This is a genomic window from Collinsella aerofaciens (assembly GCF_040910325.1).
GTDB classification, from domain to species: Bacteria; Actinomycetota; Coriobacteriia; order Coriobacteriales; family Coriobacteriaceae; genus Collinsella; species Collinsella aerofaciens_BL.
Genome location: NZ_JBDGAV010000016.1, coordinates 1 through 18,537, shown reverse-complemented (window position 1 = coordinate 18,537; position 18,537 = coordinate 1). Strand labels below are relative to the sequence as shown.

The window sequence follows — 18,537 nt, the reverse complement described above, 5'->3', positions numbered from 1 at the left end:
AAGGAGTCAACGTGTTTTCGTATATTAAGCGCCATTGGCCTGTCTACGTGATTTTGACCTTGATTGCCATTGCGTTAGGATTTGGGGCTGCCTACATCGTGGGTGCAAAGGGCTCGACCCCCGCCTCCGCAATCAGCGAAGAGGTGGAGCAAGAACAGAGCACGGGCGCCGATGGGATTCCTGAGTCCGAGCAAGCAATCGTTGATGGTGGATCTTCGTCTGCAGAGTAGATACGGCGATTTACATGATTGAAAGCGGGCGAGCCAGGGGACTGGCTCGCCCGCTTTTTCATCGCGCTAGCGCTTCTTTGGGATCGACCTAAGGCGAGCGAACCATAGGGCTGCGGCACCCGAGGTCAGGAGCGCGGTGATGCAAGCGGCGATGGGAACTGGTCCTGTTGCCGGTAGGTCCTGCGGTAGGGTACAGCGTTGAATGACACAGTCCTCGTCATGTGACTCAAGTTTATCGCCGCCGCCGTTGCGACAAAGATCGACGCGTGCGCTGTTGGTGAGTGCGGTTTGGGGCGTATAAGCCGATGTTGCCTGCATGTGCACGACTGCGCCCCGAGCGTCTGCACCAAGGATTGCTTTGGCATCGTCAAGGTCGTCGTGCTCATCTTTGAGATCATCGCGGGTCCAAGAATCCGCATCGCTTCGAGTCGTAAAGTCGGCGGCTACCGCACCGTATTCAATTCGAATGGCCGTTACGACGGTATTGGATGCAAGGTCGAGTTCTTTCGCCTCGAGTGTGGTGGATTCCGTGGTCGAGATATCCGCCTTCCAGAGGTGCCAACCGTCGTAATCGACGAGGCGACAGTCCTCACCCAGGCTCTCTTTTACTTCGTCGGACTCAAGCCAAGGATTTTCGTGCCCATCGTCAAGTGTCGCGTTTGCCGGCTCATCGACGTCTGTCGAGTCCAACGGCGTCGTGCGATACCATACGTTGCACAGACCGTTGAGGTCGCCGATGGCGACGGGGGTTTCGATTGAGATGAATCTCGCCGTGCCGTCTTTGGCGCACTCAAGATCATCGGTAATCGTAAACTCATCAACCCAAGTAGCGGAATCGTTTCGAGCATCGATGGTATAGGAGAAAAGCCCATCACTATTGGTTTGCGTCGTGGCGCGGTTTTTACCATCGCCGTTAGCCAACAGGCCTTTTTCGATAGGTTGGACAAGTTCCTGACGCTTGTCGACCTGTCCCTTGATCTCGATGGGCGCATCCTTCATCGCGACGGGTTGGACATCTCCCGTATCCTTTATTTCAAACGTTATCTCCTCGGCAAGGTCATAGGTCCGCGGAGACATCATTTCGCGCAACGAGTAGGTGCCGGGTGCAAGATGTTCGACGCGGTGCGGCTTGTCGGATGAGGTCCAGGAGTCTATTTCGGTTTTATCGGGACCATATAAGGTGAGTTGTGCGCCTTCCACTTCCTGCTCACCGCTTGCATCGACCTTGGAGATATCAACCTTGGTGTAATCGTCGGATACGTTAAGCCGTGCTTCTACGACGGGTGTTTTCTGGTCGGCATAAGCGAGGTCTACGATATGGGGCGTCCGGTCGAGTAAAAAGCCGGTCGGCGCTTGAGTCTCGACGACCTCGTAGCGTGCGGTGCCAGATCCCAGCGGGAGGTTGTCCGCGCGTGCTTCTCCAGTTTCATCCGACGTGACGGTCGCGACGGTCTCACCGTCGAGCGCGGCAATGCTACCGTCGGGGCGCACGATATCACCCGAGGCACGGATCTCAAAGACGGCGCCCGCGAGGCTGCTGCCGTCTATGGCATCGGTTTTAACGATCCTGATGTTTCCGGTCGCGGCGTGGTCATAATACGAGGCGATTGCAACGGGCGTTAGGTTCATGTCGGCGGGTATGTTTACCTCGATTTCTTCGCCGACAAGATAGGGCTCTTTGGCCGAGGTTTCGCGTACATAATAGGTGCCCGGTACGAGCGATTCGGGCAGTGTGACGGTCCCGGTCGCGTCAGTCGTAAAGGTGTCCATTACGTTATGTGCTGGATACCAGCAAGTTTGTGAGACAGGTTCGTGATTGCTGTCGAGGAGTTGGAAGGTGAATCCGGCTAGTGGAACAGAAGCGCCTGTTTGGGCATCGCGTTTTACAATCTGGAGATGCGTCGACAGAGCGTGGTTGTCCACGATATATTGAAGCTCGGCGCCGTTGGAAATCTGATTGGCCCCGACGGTCCATTCCCCTGCACGTTTAAAACCCTCGGGGACGGTTTCCGGAACCTCGCGAACCGTGTAGCCGGCACGGTCGTATGGGACGGCTCCGTGGACACCGGCGGGTCGCTTACCTGTGCCGAACCATGCTTCGGGCTGGTCTTTGGTGGAGGCAAAGCCATAGATGTTTGTGGTCAGTGTGCCAACAACCTGCTGAGAGCTGTTGCTGACAACCTCAAAGACAACACCACCCGCCGGCTGCTCCAGGCCGGATTGGTCGCTATTGCCGTAATCCTTGAATTTGGAAATCTCAAGGTCAAACGCAATGGAGATATCGGAAATGCGAGATTCGATCTCGACCACGCCTGAATCGCCGAGCTGGTCGGCTCCAACGGTATAGGTCCAGCTGTCGTTGGATGGCAGGTAGCCCTCGGGGGCTTTTGATTCGTAGATGGTAAAGGTTCCTAAGGGGACATCGGCGAGGGTGGCCCGACCGCTTTCGTCGGTCGTGAGGATTTGCGCCCATCCAGGGGTTGATTGCGACACACACGTGAACTCTGCTCCTGCGAGTGAAGAACCCACCTGGGGGCCGGCATTCGTCGCGGCATCGAGTTTTACGATACGCAGGTTGATGGTGCCGGGCTGTTCATCAATGGCGACCTGCCCGCCGTCATTCCCCGTGGTAAAGGCAATACGATCGTGGCGGGGGACATAGCCGGCCGGCGCCTTCGTTTCAACTAGGTAGTATGCCGTGTTGGGCAGAAGTGTTGCTTGCGCCCGACCGTTGCTGTCCATCTGGATGGTGCCGACATGCGCGCCGCTGGCGCTCTCAAAAATATCGAATGTTGCCCCGTCAAACTGATAAGTATTGTTTCCGCTGGTAATGGCGGCGTTTGCAGACTGTTTTTTGAAGGAAACAGAGACTGCCGGCAGTACATAGAGCATGTCTTGACGTTTGCTGTCGCCCGATACGGCTCCTAGATAGCGCCGCGCGCGGTGCGGAGCGGCTTTGATGCTTCCTGATTTTGCGTTGTCGTGGAGCCACCGCGCAGCCGCCACGACTTCATTGTCGGCGGTAAAGTGCCCGCTCTTGGTTTTGCCCTGAGCGGTCGTGTAGGAATAGGTACCGTCGACATGGGTAGTGCCGTTGAGCATCCATACGGCAAGCTGGGTTGCGGCGCGGGCGCGATCGGGTGAAAGATGGTAGCCGCCAAACGATGTGGCGGTAGGATATCCGTGACAAACGATTGCCGCGAACTCGTCGTCGAGCCACACCCAGCCTTGATCAAAGTTGAGCCATGGGCCGCCCGGCTTGGTGGGGCCGGGGCGCTCCTGGTTCATACAGTAGGCAATCGAGGCGTCTTGAGCTTCATACTTGCCGATGAAGAAGGGCCCACAATCATCGCTAATAGTGCGGAAGCCGAGCTGGTCGTAGCCATCGACGGCAAATGCGGCTCCCGGTGCCAGGCAGCCGAAAAGCAGGAAGAGGAGCAGGAGCAGCGGACCTGTTGCGATTGCGCTGTGGACAGAGTGCGTGGGTGCGTTGGACATGGCTGCTCCTTATCCCTCGTGCGTCGCACGGGGAGGCTGCGACGCGTAGGATGAGGCTACCCCCGAGGTTCATGCGGGTAAGTACCGGAGCCTGACCAAAAGCTTGCCCAATTCCTGACAAATTGAGCTCAAATACAACAATCAAGCAAAAGTGCAGGTAGAAGATAGGGAGAACAGGAAGTCAAAGGTCCTCGTCTCCACAATTGACGCGATTTTCAAACGAATCTCCACAGCTAAAACAAGCATCGCTACCCTTGTATCGAACAAGACAACCGCGTTATACTAGCCAACACACAAGCGGGCATCGCCAAGTGGTAAGGCATCAGCTTCCCAAGCTGACACTCGCGGGTTCGAGTCCCGTTGCCCGCTCCACGCAAAACAGCAGGTCAAGAGCTTAGAGCGCTTGGCCTGTTTCTCTTTTCCGGCTCCGTAGACCACGGAAATAGACCAAATGTAGACCAAACTCCGGTGAAACCGTTTTTCGCCCCGACGCCGCCCGCGTCTCCTCCGGCCCCTTTTTAGGGCTTGGGCAAGTTGGGGCTGATCGGCCCGTGTGCCCCTCCCCGCCCTTTTTTAGTTGTTGACATAGTTGACGTTAAAGCAGCGGGGCCGTACCCCTGATACCGGGATACGGCCCTTTTTAGTTGTTCAGATAGTTCAAATTGAGCGCCTTTTTAGGGGCTTCAGAAACTTCAGGTTGAACGGCCCCGCCCTCGGCGCGGTATCGGCTTGGAACGAGCGCGGTTTTGGTCTACGGAGACCGCGCCCCGATACCGCCCCGGCGACGGGGCCGCCACCTCGGGCGCTAGGCCCTGAGCCAATGTTCCCCGCCCCGGCCCCTCACGTAGACGGGGACGTAGGCGGCAACTATCACGCCGTCAACGGTAAGCCCGTCCTCCGGCTTGGCGTCCCGGGCCACCGTGGCGGCCTCTAGGGCCGTGTCCAACGGCTGCACCTCCAACGTCCCCGCCTCGGCGTCAACGCGCCGAATACGGGCAATCTGGGGCGCTGAGGGGCAATCGTCGGCGGTCGAGCACGCCACCAAATCGCCACGCTCCGGCTCTAGCGCCGTGTCCACCTCCACGACAACCCCCCCCGCAGCGGGTACCGCGCCCGCTATCTCCGGCAGGCCCTCGGCGATCATGCCCCCGATAAATCGAGTCGTCATGTCTCCTCCTCGTCTCTCCGTTCCGTCCCGGCGCTCCCCATGTTGCGCCGACGCCGCGCCCTCGTCGGCCTCGCCCCGCATGTCCCGGCGAAACGCCGAAACCCTGCACACGCCACGCCCCCGGCCCCGCCTCGCGGGTTCGCCCCGGCATAAAAAAGCCCCGCCGTGGCGGGGCTGAACTAGGCAAGCGGTTAGACCGATTAGCCGATTGATGGGCTAAAGGAAGATGCTAGGGTCATGCTCCATAAGCTTAGGCTCACCGGACGAGATGGACTCTTCCAGAAGGTCGGCATATTCGCAAACGTGCCCGTAGAACATAGGCTCATAGCCGAACATCTCAATAAAGACGGGTTTGGCCTTCTCGATACGGGCTTTTGCTAGCTTCTCCTGCTTAACCTGGCTTTCCATCAAATCAGCTCCTCAAGCATCTCTTCGAATATTTTAGTTGATTCAGGTAGGTATTTCCGCAGGACATCAAGCAGGTATTTCCGCAGGACATCAAGCGGTTCCTGATTAGCGGTGCTTGCGCTTTCCCGCTGCCTCGGCTTCCGCCTCCTCGATCTCTTTGAGGGCGTGCACGGCGCTCCACCGGGAACGACTGAGGGCATCGGGCACCCATTCGGCATGGATAGCGCCCTAGCCTTCCCCATGCTCCCCGCTTTCCCTGAGCACGTATGAGCTTCGACCGTTCTCCCTCACGGCCTCCAGACCTGATGGTGGCAGGCCGACGGTTTTCATGCCGTGCCTGCCGCAGCTCGAAACGATTAGCCCGCTGCCGTCTATCCATGCCTTCACCGCCTCATGGCATACGGGGCACGGGGCATGAAAGAACGTCTCGCCCGTCTCGAAAACGCCGGGGCCTCGCTCATAGTCGGTAGCCTCCTCGCTACTAGCCATTGGGCTTATAGGCCCATGGCTAGTAGCGGATAGGTCATAGCTAGTAGGTAGTAGTTTATAGCTATGCTGTTCGCACACCCCGTCTGACACGGGGTCTGACACGGGGTGTGATACCCCCTCTCCAGCTGGGGGAACGTTGCCGTTCCCGCCCTCCAGCCACCCGGTGAGGTCTATGTCCCGCAGCATGTTGGCCTTTCGCCACGAGTCCTCGCGGGCGTCGCTGAGGCGGTCGGCGTTTGCGTCGAAATAGGCGCGGGGCACGCCGTCCAGATGATCGGGGCACACGCCCGTGAACCAATAGTCGATGAGCGCGGCAAGGTAGGCGCACCGCTCGCCCTCGTCCTCTATCCTGAGCGACGCGAGGTAGTCCCGCAGTTGAATCTTGTCGTATGCGCACGGAGGCTTGCCGCTCGCAATGCCCCGGTCCTTCCTCATGCGCCTGAGCGCCGCCGCCCGCCGCTCGACCTCTCGGCGGTACTCTGCCCGCTTTTCGCTATCCATCGTCCACCCCCACGAGTGCGAGTGCCGACTTGCGGGTTACGTAGACGCGCCGCCCTATGCGCACCTCGTCGAGCGCCCCTTGCCGGATGAGGCGGCGAACGTCCCTCTCGCTGAGATCGAGCACCGCGCCCGCCTGAGCCGACGTTATGAGCCTCCCCATGTTCACGGGCACGGGCCTAATATCCTCGTTCCACACTGCCGCCGCCCCCTCGCTTTCGTCTCGCTATCTCGCGCCCGATGGCCTCGATACGGCCCCGCGCCCAAGCGCGGTAGGGCTGTCTGTATCCCTTGGCGGCTAGACGGGCCGTGAGGCGGTCTATCTCCTCGCCCATCTGCCGCCCGGTCATTCCCGGAACGTCGGCGTTCGCCGCGCGCCTCGCGGCCCCGAGCGCCGTCCTAATCGGCCTCATGCGCCGCGCCCTAGATGAGGCCCGCGTATGCGAGCAGGCTGTCACGGTTGACGTTCCAGCGGGTGCCCGTGTTCGAGGCTTTGAGCTGTCCGCTTTGGCAGGCGCGGGCGATAGTCACGCGCGAGCGACGGGCGATAGCTGCCGCCTCCGGTGCCGTGAGCGGGTTGGGAATATCGGAATAGCGGCCCTCGTTCGCGGCTTTCCTGAGTTCGTCGAGATGTTCCTGAGTGCACATGGGTATATCCCTCCAATGGTTCGGTTGCTATCTTCTTGAGCGCTCTATAACGGTTATAGCTATGCTGCAACGAAACATAAAATAGGCGCTCTACCTGCGATTGTTCAGTAGAGCGCCTGTTTCTCGACGTGCTGTTAAATTATCGGTCTATCCGTGCTGGCACTATGTCAATGCGATTTAGTGACTCCAGAAAACGTGTCGGGCGGATTGAAAAGATTTTCATTTCTGCGTTGCCTCTAGCGCCGCGATGGCTCTGGCAAGTTCGTTTGCCTCCTCTGTTTCGCCATTGCAAAACATCAGCCCGCGCATAACCTCTAACAGAATATCGACCTGTGGGTCAGTCAACCGGTTAAGCGCCTCGGACGCAAACCTGCGTTTCGTTTTCGCAACGTCTATGTACGGAGGTGGAGCCATTTTCGGCGCAACGTAGCGCGCAATATCTGCGTCAGGGTCAGCGGCCCCTCGCCTGCGCAGTATCTCCGAAACGGCCCTAAGCACACACAGAGCTCTGTGCGGTTCGAGATCGTCGCGTCTTGTCCAGTTCGTAACCGTCGCCCGTGATACCTGTAACTCGGCGGCTAGCTCTTTCCGGGGAATGTCGAATCTCTTGAGTAGCTCCACGATACCGCGCCCGCCGTCGAGGAACGTTGAGAACGGAGGGACGCCGAAGCGCCACGCCCCCTCATTGAGCCTTTCGACGGCCTCGACGTTTAGGGAAATTGCCCTCGTTTTACCGTGCTTATCCTGATGCTCGATATATTCGGCGTCCATCACGCTTCACCGCTCGACAAAACGGCTTGCATGGTCTGGGCCGCGCGTTGCTTGCCCTCGGCTGTCGCGTCGGCGTAGATGTTGAGCGTCATGGCGGCGTTCGAGTGCCCCATAGACGCCGAGATTGCCTTAATGTCCACGTGGGCGGCTACGGCCATGGTTGCGAACGTGTGCCGCAGGTCGTGGAACGTCGGGCGGGTTCCTCTCGTCCCTTTCAGCTCCAGTGCCTCGGCAAGGTTGCGCCACCTCTGCCAAATCGTGTTGGGGCGCATGAAACCGCCGCGGATGTCCCCGAGCACGTAGAGCGCCCCGGTGAAGGGCACGCCCGCAGCGAGGCAAGCGGCCTCCATCTCCTCGCGCCGGGCCACGAGATCGGCGGCAAGCTCTGAGCCGAAATACACCGCGCGGGCGCTGCCGTCGTTCTTGGGGTCTTTGGCGTAGAACCTCGTCCCGTCGCGGCCTATGCTGTCCTCCACCTTGAGCACGCCGCTATCAGTATCGACGTTCGCCCACCGGAGGCCGCATATCTCGCCCTCCCTCATGCCCGTGTATAGGGCGATTTTCACCCCGAGCATAGCCGGGGTCATGCCCGCCACCCTGAGTACCTCGCGCACGGTTCGCACGCCCTCGGCGGTAAGCGAGTTGGGGCGCGGGCGTCCGGCCTTGGGCGGCTTTACGCCTCGGGTCGGGTCTTTGCCCAACAAATCGGTATCGACGGCCTGATTGCACGCAGACCGTAGCAGCGTGAGCGCCTTTTTCATCGTGCCGGGGGCGTACGTCTCGCCCATCTTGGCAACCCACGCCCTCACCATGTCCGGGTTGAGATCGGAAAGCGCCACCTCCCCGAGCAGCGGGGAAATGATGTTGTCGAGCAGACGCCCGTACTCGTTGAACGTTGACGGGTCGATGCTCGGGCGCTTGCCGTCGATATAGCGGCGAACGTAGGCGGCCACGGTGAGTACCGTCTCCGGGTCGAACCCCAGAACCGCCAACGCCGCGCCCTCGCGCTGCCTCTGGTTCCACTCGGCCTCCATGGCCGCGCGCCACTCCTCAAGCTCTTTCTGGGCCGCGCGTTTCCCGGTGGCCTTGAGGGCCTTGGTCGTTTTCCTCCTCGCGCCGTCCTCGTCGATGTATTTCAGCGCCGCGCGGTATTTCCCGCCCCTGCTTTCGAGGTTCGCGGCTATGTAGTGCGTGTACTCCATGCGTGCTCCGTAGACCAAAACGTAGACCAAATGTAGACCAAATAGCGTGTATCTCTTTGGTCTACGTTGCACATTATGGCACATAACGTGCGTTTTACCTGCAACGTTAGCAACGCTTTTTATCTCTTTGAACACTTGTGTGCAGGATTCCCAAGCTGACACTCGCGGGTTCGAGTCCCGTTGCCCGCTCCAGAAAAAGTAAAAGCACGACACCGTTCCGGTGCCGTGCTTTTTTCAATAAAGCGCCGGGACTCGAACCCGACAGGGTGCGAGCGTAAAGCAAACGCGAAGCGTTTGTAGCGAGCAGGCGAAGGCGCCGACAGGCGCCTGAAGCCGGTGCGGATTTGCGAAGCAAATACGCGGATGTCCCGTTGTCCGCTCCATGGAGCACAGAAGACCTCGGGACGGCCAATTCAACAAAGTCTTCCCCATCGTCACCGTGAATCCGAGGGGATCGACCGCAGCCGGTGCGGATTTGCGAAGCAAATGCGCAGACGTCCCCATGGCCGCTCTTGCGGCAAAATGTTAGGTTAATGCCTACTGCCCATACTTGCACCTGTGCACGGTACAATGGTTGGGTTACGACCAACGTGCCAATAACCAAAAAGGAGCCGCTATGATCGATCGCTATACCCGCCCGGAGATGGGACACATCTTCTCCCTCGAGAACAAGTACGCCATTTGGCAGGAGATCGAGGTTCTGGCCTGCGAGGCCCAGGCGGAGCTCGGCAAGATCGGTATTTCCAAAGACGAGGCCCAGTGGATCCGCGACCATGCCAACTTTGAGAAGGCGAAGGTCGATGAGATCGAGGAAGTCACGCGCCACGACGTCATTGCCTTCCTGACCAACATGAAGGAATACATCGATGCCGATGTTCCCGAGGGCGACCCCAAGCCCAGCCGCTGGGTTCACTATGGCATGACCAGCTCCGATCTGGGCGACACGGCCCTGTGCTACCAGCTCACCCAGGCCTGCGACCTGATCATCGAGGACGTCAAGAAGCTCGGCGAGATTTGCAAGCGTCGCGCCTTTGAGGAGCGCAACACGCTCTGTGCCGGCCGCACTCATGGCATCCACGCCGAGCCGATGACCTTTGGCATGAAGTTTGGCTCTTGGGCCTGGGAGCTCAAGCGCGATCTGGATCGTCTTGAGGACGCTCGCAAGAATGTTGCCTTCGGTGCCATCTCCGGTGCCGTCGGCACCTACAGCTCCATCGAGCCGTTCGTCGAGGAGTACGTCTGCGAGCACCTGGGCCTGGTTCACGACCCGCTGTCCACGCAAGTTATCAGCCGCGACCATCACGCCTATCTCGCCGGCGTTCTCGCCACCACCGCGGCCACCTGCGAGCGTATCGCTACCGAGGTCCGCAACCTGCAGAAGACTGATACGCTCGAGGCCGAGGAGCCCTTCCGCAAGGGCCAAAAGGGCAGCTCCGCCATGCCGCACAAGCGCAACCCCATCACCATGGAGAAAGTCTGCGGCCTGTCGCGCGTCGTGAAGTCCAACGCCCAGGTCGCCTTCGATAACGTCGCCCTGTGGCACGAGCGTGACATTTCGCACTCCTCTGCCGAGCGCGTCGCCCAGGCCGATAGTTTCATCGCGCTCGACCACATGTTCCAGTGCCTCATCCGCGTTATCGACGGCCTGCAGCTGTATCCCGCCCGCATGATGGCCAACCTCAATAAGACCCGCGGCCTCATCTTCTCTTCCAAGGTACTGCTCGCCCTCGTCGACACGGGCATCACCCGCGAGGACGCGTACGCCATTGTGCAGGAGAACGCTATGGCAACCTGGCACGAGGTACAGGATTGTGTCTCCGGCCCCACCTTTAAGGAGCGTCTCGAGGCCGACCCGCGCTGCACCGTCAGTCAGGAGAAGCTCGACGAGATCTTTGATCCGTGGGACTTCCTCACCCGTATCGACACGGTCTTTGATCGTCTGGAGCAGCTGAGCTTCGAGTAGGTTCGGGCATAACGTTAGCTTTTTAGGGCGCTTTGCTGGTAATGTGTGTTGCCGGCAAAGCGCCTCGTTGCATTTAGGGAAAGACGGGGATAATAGTCGTCTCGAATAACATTCTGAGAGGGGATCGCATGATTTCGTTTGATTACAAGCCTCAGGGCGTGTGTGCTCGCAATATTCACCTTGATCTTTCCGATGACGGCAACAAGGTGATGGGCGTTGAGTTTACCGGCGGCTGCGACGGCAATCTCAAGGCTATCTCCAAGCTGGTCGAGGGCGCTCCTGCCGATCGCGTAATCGAGGTTCTCGCCGGTAATACCTGCGGTATGAAAAAGACCTCCTGCGCCGACCAGCTTACACGCGCTATCGAGGCCGCTCGCACCGAGATCGCCTAATGGGTATCGCCGATCACATCAAGAACGGAATATCGCGTCGCGGCTTTGTACTCGGCGGGGCTGCCGCGGGCGCTGCCACGGTGCTTGCCGGATGCTCGAAAAAAACGGGTACCAGCGATGATGCCGCCGGCGAGCCGCAGGTTATCAAGGACGATTCCAAAATCATCTCGATTACGGATGAGTATGAGGCTGTCGACATCGATCTTGAGCCGGCGGCGTCGTGGACGCTGCCTCTGGGTACGCTGCTGTACTACTGCGACGGCGATTACGCCGCGGCGATGATGGCGCCCGCATCGGCATTGCACGCCAACACACTCGGTGTGCTCAACCTGGGCGATGGCTCGCTTACCACATTAATCGAGGATCCTATCGAGGGCACGGGATACGCATTCTACGATGTCCGTGCCGGCGACGGCGTATTCGCGTGGGTTGAGATGAACTTTGCCAATTCATCGTGGAAGCTCTACGCTCAAAATCTGTCGGGCGCTTCGCTCTCTGGCGATGTGGTTGAGCTCGATCGAGGTGGCAAGGACTATGATCCGCCCCTGTTTACGGCGTTCGGGTCATCGGTTATCTGGTATAAAATGCCCTCGGCAGGCGGCAATAAAACGAGTAGTGATTCGTTTTGCTATCGTCGCTCGCTTGATGAATCCAAGGCCGAGGCAATTTGGAAATCGACGGGCCGCTTTGCATCGGCTCCGCGCGCGAGCGACGGCATTTTGACCATCTCGCCGCGTGTCCGCAACGACGAGGGCGTCTACTACGGCATAACGGCAATCGATCTGACCGACGGCAACAACACCAAGCGTGCCCAGCTGGTCCTCCCTTCGTCAGTTTCGCCTTTCGAGGCCGTGTATATGGGCGATACCTTCGTGTTTTCTATCGAGGCGGCCTATAGCGGCGTGGGCAGCCTGGGCAATATGGGCACGTATATCGGTAATGAGGGAGGGCCGTACCTCTTTCTGTCACGCGAGCCGCTCGCATGTGCGGCTGGCAAGAAGAATAAATACCTTGTTAAGGTACAGGCGTCGCATTTCCTGATCGACACCTCTGCCAAGACCTATGGCTCGCTGCTGTCGCCCGACCGCGCTTTGGAGTATGGCGATTATCCAGCTACGGCGGGAAAATCGGACTCATTCCTTACGTACGCCACGGTGCGCAACAGCCAAGGTATACCAGAGACGGTCACTGCACGCCTATTCTCTCTTTAAGCTTAGAGGGGTTAAAAAGGCGCCAACAGGGGAATAAACGCGTTGTAATTGTGAGTACCGCCTGCCGAGCTGCCGCGTCATAGCGGCATCCGGCGGGCTCAGGTGCGTTAAAATGGGCTTGTTCTTAGCTAATTGAGACAGGGGGGGCCGTGTTATGGCTTCAGATGCAAAAAAGATTCTGCTGGTCGAGGATGAGAAGGCAATCCGTGACGCCGTCGCTGCCTATCTCGAGCGCGAAGGCTACTGGGTTGTGGGCGTCGGCGACGGCCAGTCCGCGATCGAGGAGTTCGAGAAGCATCAGTTCGACCTGGTCGTGCTCGACCTTATGCTCCCCAAGATTCCCGGCGAGCGCGTTTGCCGCACCATTCGCGATACCTCGGATGTCCCCATCATCATGCTGACGGCTAAGGGCGAGATCGAGGACCGTATTATCGGTCTTGAGCTCGGCGCCGACGACTATCTGATTAAGCCGTTCTCGCCGCGCGAGCTCGTCGCCCGCGTTCGCGCTCTGTTCCGCCGTGCCCATCAGGCCGACGAGCCCGCCGTCGAGGTACTCGACTTCGGCGATCTGGTCATCGATATCTCGGGCCACAAGATCTTGGTCGAGGGCAAGGAAGTCGATCTGACGGCTTCCGAGTTCAAGCTGCTCACCACGCTTGCCCGCCATCCCGGCCGTGTGTATAACCGCATGGAGCTGGTCGAGAAAGTGCTCGGGTATGACTTTGAGGGCTATGAGCGCACCATCGATAGCCACGTGAAGAATCTTCGCGCCAAGCTGGGCGATGATCCCAAGAAGCCCAAGTGGCTCTACACCGTCCATGGTGTCGGCTATCGCTTCGAGGCTCCGGCCAAGACCGATAAGTCGGACGAGAAATAGGGAAATCACATATGACACCTGCGCGCTTTGAAATCGGACAAAAGCACAAGCAGGAGAGCGAGGCGGGTTCCAAGGCTAGTTGGAACACGCCTCGTTCCGATTCACGGCCAACGATGAGCTATCCCTCGCGCATGGCACTTGCTTTTGCTCTGACATCGCTCATGACGGTATTGGTGCTGGTGGGCGTTGTCTCTGTTGTGTGGGGCACGGTCTTTTCGGATTACACACGCTCCAATATCGTCGAAATCGCAAATTCCGCTGCCGAGAAGTTGGCAACCTCATATGAGGAAAACGGCTCTTGGACCGCGGGAGAACTGCGCACGGTCGCAACGTCGAGTTTGGTTTCCGACGATCTGGGCATGCAGGTCGTCAATAAAAAGGGCGTGATCGTTTATGACGATTCCTGGCCCTCGGCAAGCGCCACCGCCGATGTACGCGAAAACCAGGCTACGACCGACGACACGAGCGGCAAGAGGGCATCGCATAGCCCGGTCTCGTCTGCTCCAACCGACTCCGATAGCGTTGCTAACGTCGAGATTGTAACGTCTTCCGGCGAGCATGTCGGACAGGTAAAGCTGTGGGCCATCGGCTCCGACGCTCTGCTCACCAAGGCGGACTCTGCGTTTAGGGAGAAGACCTTTAACGCCATGGCCCTCGCCGCGGTTGTTGCAATCTGCATTTCGGTCGTTATCGGATCGCTCGTGTCGCGCATGCTCACCAAGCCGATTCATCGCATCACCAGTACCGCAAAGCAAATTCGTGACGGCGACCTGTCGGCTCGCACGGGACTGCGCGGTGATGACGAGATCGATCAGCTGGGTGAGACCTTCGATGAGATGGCCACTTCGCTCGAGAAGGATATGAAACACGAGAAGCGCCTGACTTCAGACGTTGCACACGAGCTTCGCACGCCGCTTATGGCCATGCTCGCAACGGTCGAGGCTATGCAGGATGGCGTGTATCCCACCGACGATGAGCATTTGGAGACCGTTGCTTCCGAGACGCGCCGCCTGGCTCGTCTGGTGCAGCAGATGCTCGACCTGTCGCGCATGGAAAACAGCACGGCTCCGCTCAACCTTGAGCCGGTGGACATGGTTCCTTTCGTGCGTTCCATCGTCAATGCCCAGGAGCGCCTGTTTGTCGACCGCGATCTGCGCCTGCGTTTTGCGGACGAGACCCAGGGTCACGACGATGTCGTCGAGGCCGATCCCGACATGATCACGCAATGTGTTATCAACCTCATGAGCAACGCCATGCGCTACACCCCCGAGGGCGGTTGGGTCGTGGTGTCGGTGCTAAGTGACCGCAAGCACGTCAGCATTGCCGTTTCTGATACCGGTATCGGTATTGCCAAGGACGATCTGTCGCGCATCTTCGGGCGGTTTTGGCGCGCCGATGCCAGCCGCGCCCGCGAAGCTGGCGGCCTGGGCGTTGGCCTCGCCGTGACCAAGCAGATCGTCGAGCGTCACCATGGCTACATATCCGTGGAGTCGGAGCTTGGAAAGGGTACGACTTTTACAATTCATCTGCCCCGCGAGCACACGGCAGACGCGGCATCTACTACAATGGAGCACTAGCTTTTCGCTATTCGGTGAAGGAGGGGCCGCGTCCCTGCCGCTCCGAGTTTGCGAAAACATGCGGGAAAGAACCCGCATTTCTGTCGTATTTAGGTAAGGAGTGACTCACGTGACAACGATGGAGCGTCGTCCGGATTCCCGTGGCAAGGTTCGTGATATTTACGATGCCGGTGAAAACCTGCTGATGGTTGCCACCGACCGCATTTCTGCGTTCGACTTCATTCTTCCCGACGAGATTCCGTTTAAGGGAGAGGTACTCAATCGCATCTCGGCATTCTGGTTCGATAAGTTTGCCGACATCGTCCCCAACCATCTCGTTTCCATCGACCCGGCGGATTTCCCCGAGGAGTTTGCTGAGTATCGTGACTACCTCGCTGGCCGCGCCATGCTGGTTAAGAAGGCCCAGACGATTCCTATCGAGTGCATCGTCCGCGGCTATCTGACCGGTTCGGGCAAGAAGACCTACGACGAGAACGGCACCGTCTGCGGCATCCAGCTGCCTGAGGGCCTGACCGAGGCTTCCAAGCTTCCTGAGCCGCTGTTCACGCCGTCCACGAAGGCCGAGATCGGTGACCACGACGAGAACATCTCGTTCGAGCGTTGCTGCGAGATCGTGGGCGAGGACATCGCCACGCAGATTCGCGACCTTTCCCTCAAGATCTACAAGGCTGCCGCCGAGTACGCCGCGACCCGTGGCATCATCATTGCCGACACCAAGTTCGAGTTTGGTGTCATCGATGGCAAGGTCACGCTGATCGACGAGTGTCTCACGCCCGACTCCAGCCGTTTCTGGCCTGCTGCCAGCTACGAGGAGGGCAAGATCCAGCCTAGCTACGACAAGCAATTCGTCCGCAATTGGCTCAAGGCCAACTGGGATATGACGGGGGAGACCCCGCACCTGCCCGCCGAGGTCATCGATGGCACGTCCGAGCGCTATCGCGAGGCCTTCCAGATCATCACGGGCTCCCAGTTCACAAGCATGAAGGAGAACGCATAAGTGAGTACCCGTAGCGCCACGAACAAGCGCACGCAATCCCACGAAGTTACCGGGGTTGCGCGCAAGTCTGCCGCATCTGCTAAGCCCGCCCGCCAAGCAGCGAGCTCCGTTCGCGTCGTGCCGGCTTCGTCTAAGGCACGCCGCAAAGAGCTCGAGAAGGGCGAGAACCTCGAGGGCCTCTCTAAAGAGGAGAAGCGCGCCCGCAAGGCTAAGCAGCGCGCCAAGGAGGACCGCATCTATACGGTGTCGAATATCCTCCTCAAGCAGGACGAGGACTACACCAAGCGCCGTCGCATCTGGTGGATTGTGCTCGCCATTGGCATGGTGCTCGTCGTGGCAATTTGGGCCTCGCTGTACTTCGCTCCCGCTGGCATGGTGTCCAGCCCTGTCCAGATGGTCGGCATTGTTTTGTCCTACGTCATCATTTTGGGCGACTTTATCTATGACTTCGCTCGTATTCGTCCCTTGCGCAACATGTACCGCGCGCAGGCCGAGGGCATGTCCGAGAACAAGCTCAACGCTCTTATTGAGCGCGCGGCTGCCGAGGAGGACAAGAAGGACTCCAAGAAGAAGTAGCGTTTGCATACATACTTATCGCTAAGATATAAGGCGCGCCGTTTTTGCGGTGCGCCTTTTTACTGTTCTATAGATAGATGGAGTGGCACATGATTCGAGCTGCCCTGACGGTCGAAGAGGCTCTGGAGGGCATGAAGGCCCTGGAGCCCAAGATTAAAAACTATGCGCGCCTGGTCGTCCGCAAGGGCGTAAACGTCAAGCCCGGCCAGGAGGTCGTCGTTCAGTCTCCGGTCGAGTGCGCGCCGTTTGCGCGCGTGGTGGTCGCGGAGGCCTATGCTGCCGGCGCCGGTCACGTGACGGTCATTTGGGCCGATGATGCCGTGACGAGGCTCACGTACGAGCATGTCGAGAAAAGCTATTTTGAGCAGACACCCGAGTGGAAGCGCATGCAGCTGGATTCCTTGGCCCAGGATGGTGCCTGCTTTGTCTTTATTGAGGGTGCGGATCCTGCGGCCCTCAAGGGCATCGATCCAGCCAAGCCGGCCGCGGCATCAAAGGCAAGGAACACGCAGTGCAAAGTTTTCCGCCGTGGACTGGACTACAACATCAATCCGTGGTGCATCGCCGGCGCTCCGGTCGTGGCTTGGGCGCGCGAGGTGTTCCCAGGAGACGCCGATGAGGTTGCAATCTATAAGCTGTGGAATGCGATTCTGCACACCGCGCGCGCCGATGGCCAGGACCCAGAGAGCGACTGGGAACTCCATGACGCCGCATTCGAAAAGAACCTGCGTTTCCTGAACGACAATCGTTTCGACTACCTGCATTACACCGCGGCAAATGGAACCGATCTGACGATTGGCATGACGAAAGGTCACGAGTGGGCCGGCGGCAAGGGCAAGACGCCCGAAGGGCATCCCTTCTTCCCCAACATTCCCACCGAGGAAGTCTTCACTTCGCCCGATCGCATGCGCGCCGACGGTATCGTGTACTCGGCCATGCCGCTCATCCACCACGGCAATAAAGTCGACGATTTTTGGATTAAGTTCGAGGGCGGCCGCGTGGTGGACTACGACGCCCGCGTGGGCAAGGCAACGCTCGCAAGTATCATCGATACTGACGAGGGCGCTGCTCACCTGGGAGAGGTCGCGCTCATTTCCAAGAACACGCCGATCCGCGAAAGTGGTGTTCTGTTCTACGATACGCTCTATGACGAGAACGCTAGCTGCCATCTCGCGCTAGGTGTCGGTTTCCCCGAATGCATCGAGGGTGGGTATGACATGTCCAAGGAGGAGCTCCTGGTGCATGGCGTTAACGTCTCGAGCACGCACGTCGATTTTATGATCGGCACGGACGACATCGATATTACGGGCATTACGCCTGATGGACGTGAAGTTGTGATTTTCCAGAACGGCCAATGGAGTTGGGAATAGTCCCAGACCGTGGTACAATGCCACCCGCGGGCCGTTAGCTCAGCTGGCAGAGCAGGGGACTTTTAATCCCAAGGTCCAGGGTTCGAACCCCTGACGGCCCACCATAGAATAGAAAAGCGACTGGCGGATGCCGGCCGCTTTTTTGTTACCGCGGCACGGGTTCGAACCCGAAAGGGCGCGGAGCTGAGTAAACGCGTGAGCGTTTGCCAGCGCAGCGCGCAAGGCGCGAAAGCGCCGCAGCGGCCGCCTGCGAAGCAGGCTGAACCCCTGACGGCCCACCCAAAGATTGTTGAGACGGTCAACTTCGGTTGGCCGTCTTTTTTGTTGCCGGTGCACGGGTTCGAACCCGTATCTAGCTATATATAAGAACGCTTGGCGAACAAAACCCGCCTTTTACCGATGGGTAACAAATAGCTGATGCCTTTGGAGTAAAGTAGCGCTCCAGAGATGACCGATGTCTCAATACTCATAAAACAGCTGGTCATCGCCAATATCAGAAGCCAATGCTTCAGTTTTAACCTCAGTGACGCGACTGAGGGATCTATTCATTTGTGAACAAAATATGGAGTGCGCGATTCCCGCCCGCGGGGCCCCTCCGGTCTGGCAATATATCTCCTTGCCGCGCGGCCCGGTGGAACCGGATCAGCCGCGGGGCGTGCACC

The 18,537-nt window shown here is 58.9% G+C and carries 17 protein-coding genes and 2 tRNA genes; 11 read left to right on the top strand and 8 right to left on the bottom strand.

Annotated features, from left to right (window positions below; genetic code table 11):
* Positions 1 to 11 precede the first annotated feature (11 nt).
* Positions 12 to 230: a hypothetical protein gene (locus AB5Z25_RS07495; protein ID WP_022094153.1), complete on the top strand. Its 219-nt coding sequence runs from the start codon at positions 12 to 14 to the stop codon at positions 228 to 230.
* Positions 231 to 296: 66 nt separating this feature from the next.
* Here AB5Z25_RS07495 and AB5Z25_RS07490 read toward each other — a convergent pair whose 3' ends face one another.
* Complete coding sequence (locus AB5Z25_RS07490) at positions 297 to 3,728, bottom strand: SpaA isopeptide-forming pilin-related protein (RefSeq protein ID WP_368135198.1); 3,432 nt, start codon at positions 3,726 to 3,728, stop codon at positions 297 to 299.
* Positions 3,729 to 4,025: 297 nt separating this feature from the next.
* Between AB5Z25_RS07490 and AB5Z25_RS07485 the strand changes: the two genes are divergently transcribed.
* Positions 4,026 to 4,100, top strand: a tRNA-Gly gene (locus AB5Z25_RS07485).
* Positions 4,101 to 4,533: 433 nt separating this feature from the next.
* Here AB5Z25_RS07485 and AB5Z25_RS07480 read toward each other — a convergent pair.
* From AB5Z25_RS07480 to AB5Z25_RS07450, 7 genes are all read right to left on the bottom strand, one after another.
* On the bottom strand, positions 4,534 to 4,896 hold the full coding sequence (locus AB5Z25_RS07480; RefSeq protein WP_195232636.1) for a hypothetical protein: 363 nt from the start codon (positions 4,894 to 4,896) through the stop codon (positions 4,534 to 4,536).
* Positions 4,897 to 5,112: 216 nt separating this feature from the next.
* Positions 5,113 to 5,304 carry a hypothetical protein gene (locus tag AB5Z25_RS07475; protein WP_195232638.1) on the bottom strand — a complete coding sequence of 64 codons (192 nt, stop codon included), beginning with the start codon at positions 5,302 to 5,304 and terminating at the stop codon, positions 5,113 to 5,115.
* A gap of 228 nt (positions 5,305 to 5,532) precedes the next feature.
* Positions 5,533 to 6,294 carry a hypothetical protein gene (locus tag AB5Z25_RS07470; protein ID WP_368135197.1) on the bottom strand — a complete coding sequence of 254 codons (762 nt, stop codon included), beginning with the start codon at positions 6,292 to 6,294 and terminating at the stop codon, positions 5,533 to 5,535.
* Positions 6,287 to 6,454 (bottom strand): helix-turn-helix domain-containing protein, encoded by a 168-nt coding sequence (locus AB5Z25_RS07465; RefSeq protein ID WP_368135209.1) that lies wholly within the window; start codon positions 6,452 to 6,454, stop codon positions 6,287 to 6,289. The genes AB5Z25_RS07470 and AB5Z25_RS07465 overlap by 8 nt, the downstream gene beginning before the upstream one ends.
* A gap of 260 nt (positions 6,455 to 6,714) precedes the next feature.
* A complete protein-coding gene (locus AB5Z25_RS07460; protein ID WP_117840649.1) occupies positions 6,715 to 6,939 on the bottom strand; it encodes a helix-turn-helix domain-containing protein in 225 nt (74 codons plus the stop codon).
* A 219-nt stretch (positions 6,940 to 7,158) separates the two neighbouring features.
* Complete coding sequence (locus tag AB5Z25_RS07455) at positions 7,159 to 7,710, bottom strand: hypothetical protein (protein ID WP_368135196.1); 552 nt, start codon at positions 7,708 to 7,710, stop codon at positions 7,159 to 7,161.
* Positions 7,710 to 8,912, bottom strand: a complete 1,203-nt coding sequence (locus AB5Z25_RS07450; protein ID WP_368135195.1) for a tyrosine-type recombinase/integrase — start codon at positions 8,910 to 8,912, stop codon at positions 7,710 to 7,712. Before AB5Z25_RS07450 ends, AB5Z25_RS07455 begins: the two co-directional genes overlap by 1 nt.
* A gap of 616 nt (positions 8,913 to 9,528) precedes the next feature.
* On the opposite strand from AB5Z25_RS07450, the gene purB reads away from it, so the two are divergent.
* The 9 genes from purB (at position 9,529) to AB5Z25_RS07405 (ending at position 17,979) form a co-directional block, all read left to right on the top strand.
* A complete protein-coding gene (purB, locus tag AB5Z25_RS07445) occupies positions 9,529 to 10,875 on the top strand; it encodes an adenylosuccinate lyase (protein WP_055251306.1) in 1,347 nt (448 codons plus the stop codon).
* Positions 10,876 to 11,003: 128 nt separating this feature from the next.
* On the top strand, positions 11,004 to 11,267 hold the full coding sequence (locus AB5Z25_RS07440) for a TIGR03905 family TSCPD domain-containing protein (protein WP_006236206.1): 264 nt from the start codon (positions 11,004 to 11,006) through the stop codon (positions 11,265 to 11,267).
* Positions 11,267 to 12,478 (top strand): twin-arginine translocation signal domain-containing protein, encoded by a 1,212-nt coding sequence (locus AB5Z25_RS07435; protein WP_195544100.1) that lies wholly within the window; start codon positions 11,267 to 11,269, stop codon positions 12,476 to 12,478. Before AB5Z25_RS07440 ends, AB5Z25_RS07435 begins: the two co-directional genes overlap by 1 nt.
* 154 nt (positions 12,479 to 12,632) lie before the next feature.
* Entirely contained in the window at positions 12,633 to 13,355 is a 723-nt protein-coding gene (locus tag AB5Z25_RS07430; protein WP_006236208.1) for a response regulator, read from the top strand.
* Positions 13,356 to 13,366: 11 nt separating this feature from the next.
* Positions 13,367 to 14,932: a sensor histidine kinase gene (locus AB5Z25_RS07425; protein ID WP_040360026.1), complete on the top strand. Its 1,566-nt coding sequence runs from the start codon at positions 13,367 to 13,369 to the stop codon at positions 14,930 to 14,932.
* A 118-nt stretch (positions 14,933 to 15,050) separates the two neighbouring features.
* Positions 15,051 to 15,929, top strand: coding sequence for a phosphoribosylaminoimidazolesuccinocarboxamide synthase (locus tag AB5Z25_RS07420; RefSeq protein WP_035136481.1), 879 nt, complete (start codon positions 15,051 to 15,053; stop codon positions 15,927 to 15,929).
* A complete protein-coding gene (locus AB5Z25_RS07415; protein WP_022093792.1) occupies positions 15,930 to 16,505 on the top strand; it encodes an ABC-2 transporter permease in 576 nt (191 codons plus the stop codon).
* 89 nt (positions 16,506 to 16,594) lie between these two features.
* On the top strand, positions 16,595 to 17,875 hold the full coding sequence (locus AB5Z25_RS07410; protein WP_368135194.1) for an aminopeptidase: 1,281 nt from the start codon (positions 16,595 to 16,597) through the stop codon (positions 17,873 to 17,875).
* 28 nt (positions 17,876 to 17,903) lie between these two features.
* Positions 17,904 to 17,979: transfer RNA gene (locus tag AB5Z25_RS07405), tRNA-Lys, on the top strand.
* The last annotated feature ends 558 nt before the right edge of the window (positions 17,980 to 18,537 follow it).

What these genes read in the sequence shown, in the direction of transcription:
- AB5Z25_RS07490 (WP_368135198.1), bottom strand. Translation starts at nt 3,728, where the DNA reads ATGTCCAACGCACCCACGCACTCTGTCCACAGCGCAATCGCAACAGGT.
- AB5Z25_RS07480 (WP_195232636.1), bottom strand. Translation starts at nt 4,896, where the DNA reads ATGACGACTCGATTTATCGGGGGCATGATCGCCGAGGGCCTGCCGGAG.
- AB5Z25_RS07475 (WP_195232638.1), bottom strand. Translation starts at nt 5,304, where the DNA reads ATGGAAAGCCAGGTTAAGCAGGAGAAGCTAGCAAAAGCCCGTATCGAG.
- AB5Z25_RS07470 (WP_368135197.1), bottom strand. Translation starts at nt 6,294, where the DNA reads ATGGATAGCGAAAAGCGGGCAGAGTACCGCCGAGAGGTCGAGCGGCGG.
- AB5Z25_RS07465 (WP_368135209.1), bottom strand. Translation starts at nt 6,454, where the DNA reads ATGGGGAGGCTCATAACGTCGGCTCAGGCGGGCGCGGTGCTCGATCTC.
- AB5Z25_RS07460 (WP_117840649.1), bottom strand. Translation starts at nt 6,939, where the DNA reads ATGTGCACTCAGGAACATCTCGACGAACTCAGGAAAGCCGCGAACGAG.
- AB5Z25_RS07455 (WP_368135196.1), bottom strand. Translation starts at nt 7,710, where the DNA reads ATGGACGCCGAATATATCGAGCATCAGGATAAGCACGGTAAAACGAGG.
- AB5Z25_RS07450 (WP_368135195.1), bottom strand. Translation starts at nt 8,912, where the DNA reads ATGGAGTACACGCACTACATAGCCGCGAACCTCGAAAGCAGGGGCGGG.
- purB (WP_055251306.1), top strand. Translation starts at nt 9,529, where the DNA reads ATGATCGATCGCTATACCCGCCCGGAGATGGGACACATCTTCTCCCTC.
- AB5Z25_RS07440 (WP_006236206.1), top strand. Translation starts at nt 11,004, where the DNA reads ATGATTTCGTTTGATTACAAGCCTCAGGGCGTGTGTGCTCGCAATATT.
- AB5Z25_RS07435 (WP_195544100.1), top strand. Translation starts at nt 11,267, where the DNA reads ATGGGTATCGCCGATCACATCAAGAACGGAATATCGCGTCGCGGCTTT.
- AB5Z25_RS07430 (WP_006236208.1), top strand. Translation starts at nt 12,633, where the DNA reads ATGGCTTCAGATGCAAAAAAGATTCTGCTGGTCGAGGATGAGAAGGCA.
- AB5Z25_RS07425 (WP_040360026.1), top strand. Translation starts at nt 13,367, where the DNA reads ATGACACCTGCGCGCTTTGAAATCGGACAAAAGCACAAGCAGGAGAGC.
- AB5Z25_RS07420 (WP_035136481.1), top strand. Translation starts at nt 15,051, where the DNA reads ATGGAGCGTCGTCCGGATTCCCGTGGCAAGGTTCGTGATATTTACGAT.
- AB5Z25_RS07410 (WP_368135194.1), top strand. Translation starts at nt 16,595, where the DNA reads ATGATTCGAGCTGCCCTGACGGTCGAAGAGGCTCTGGAGGGCATGAAG.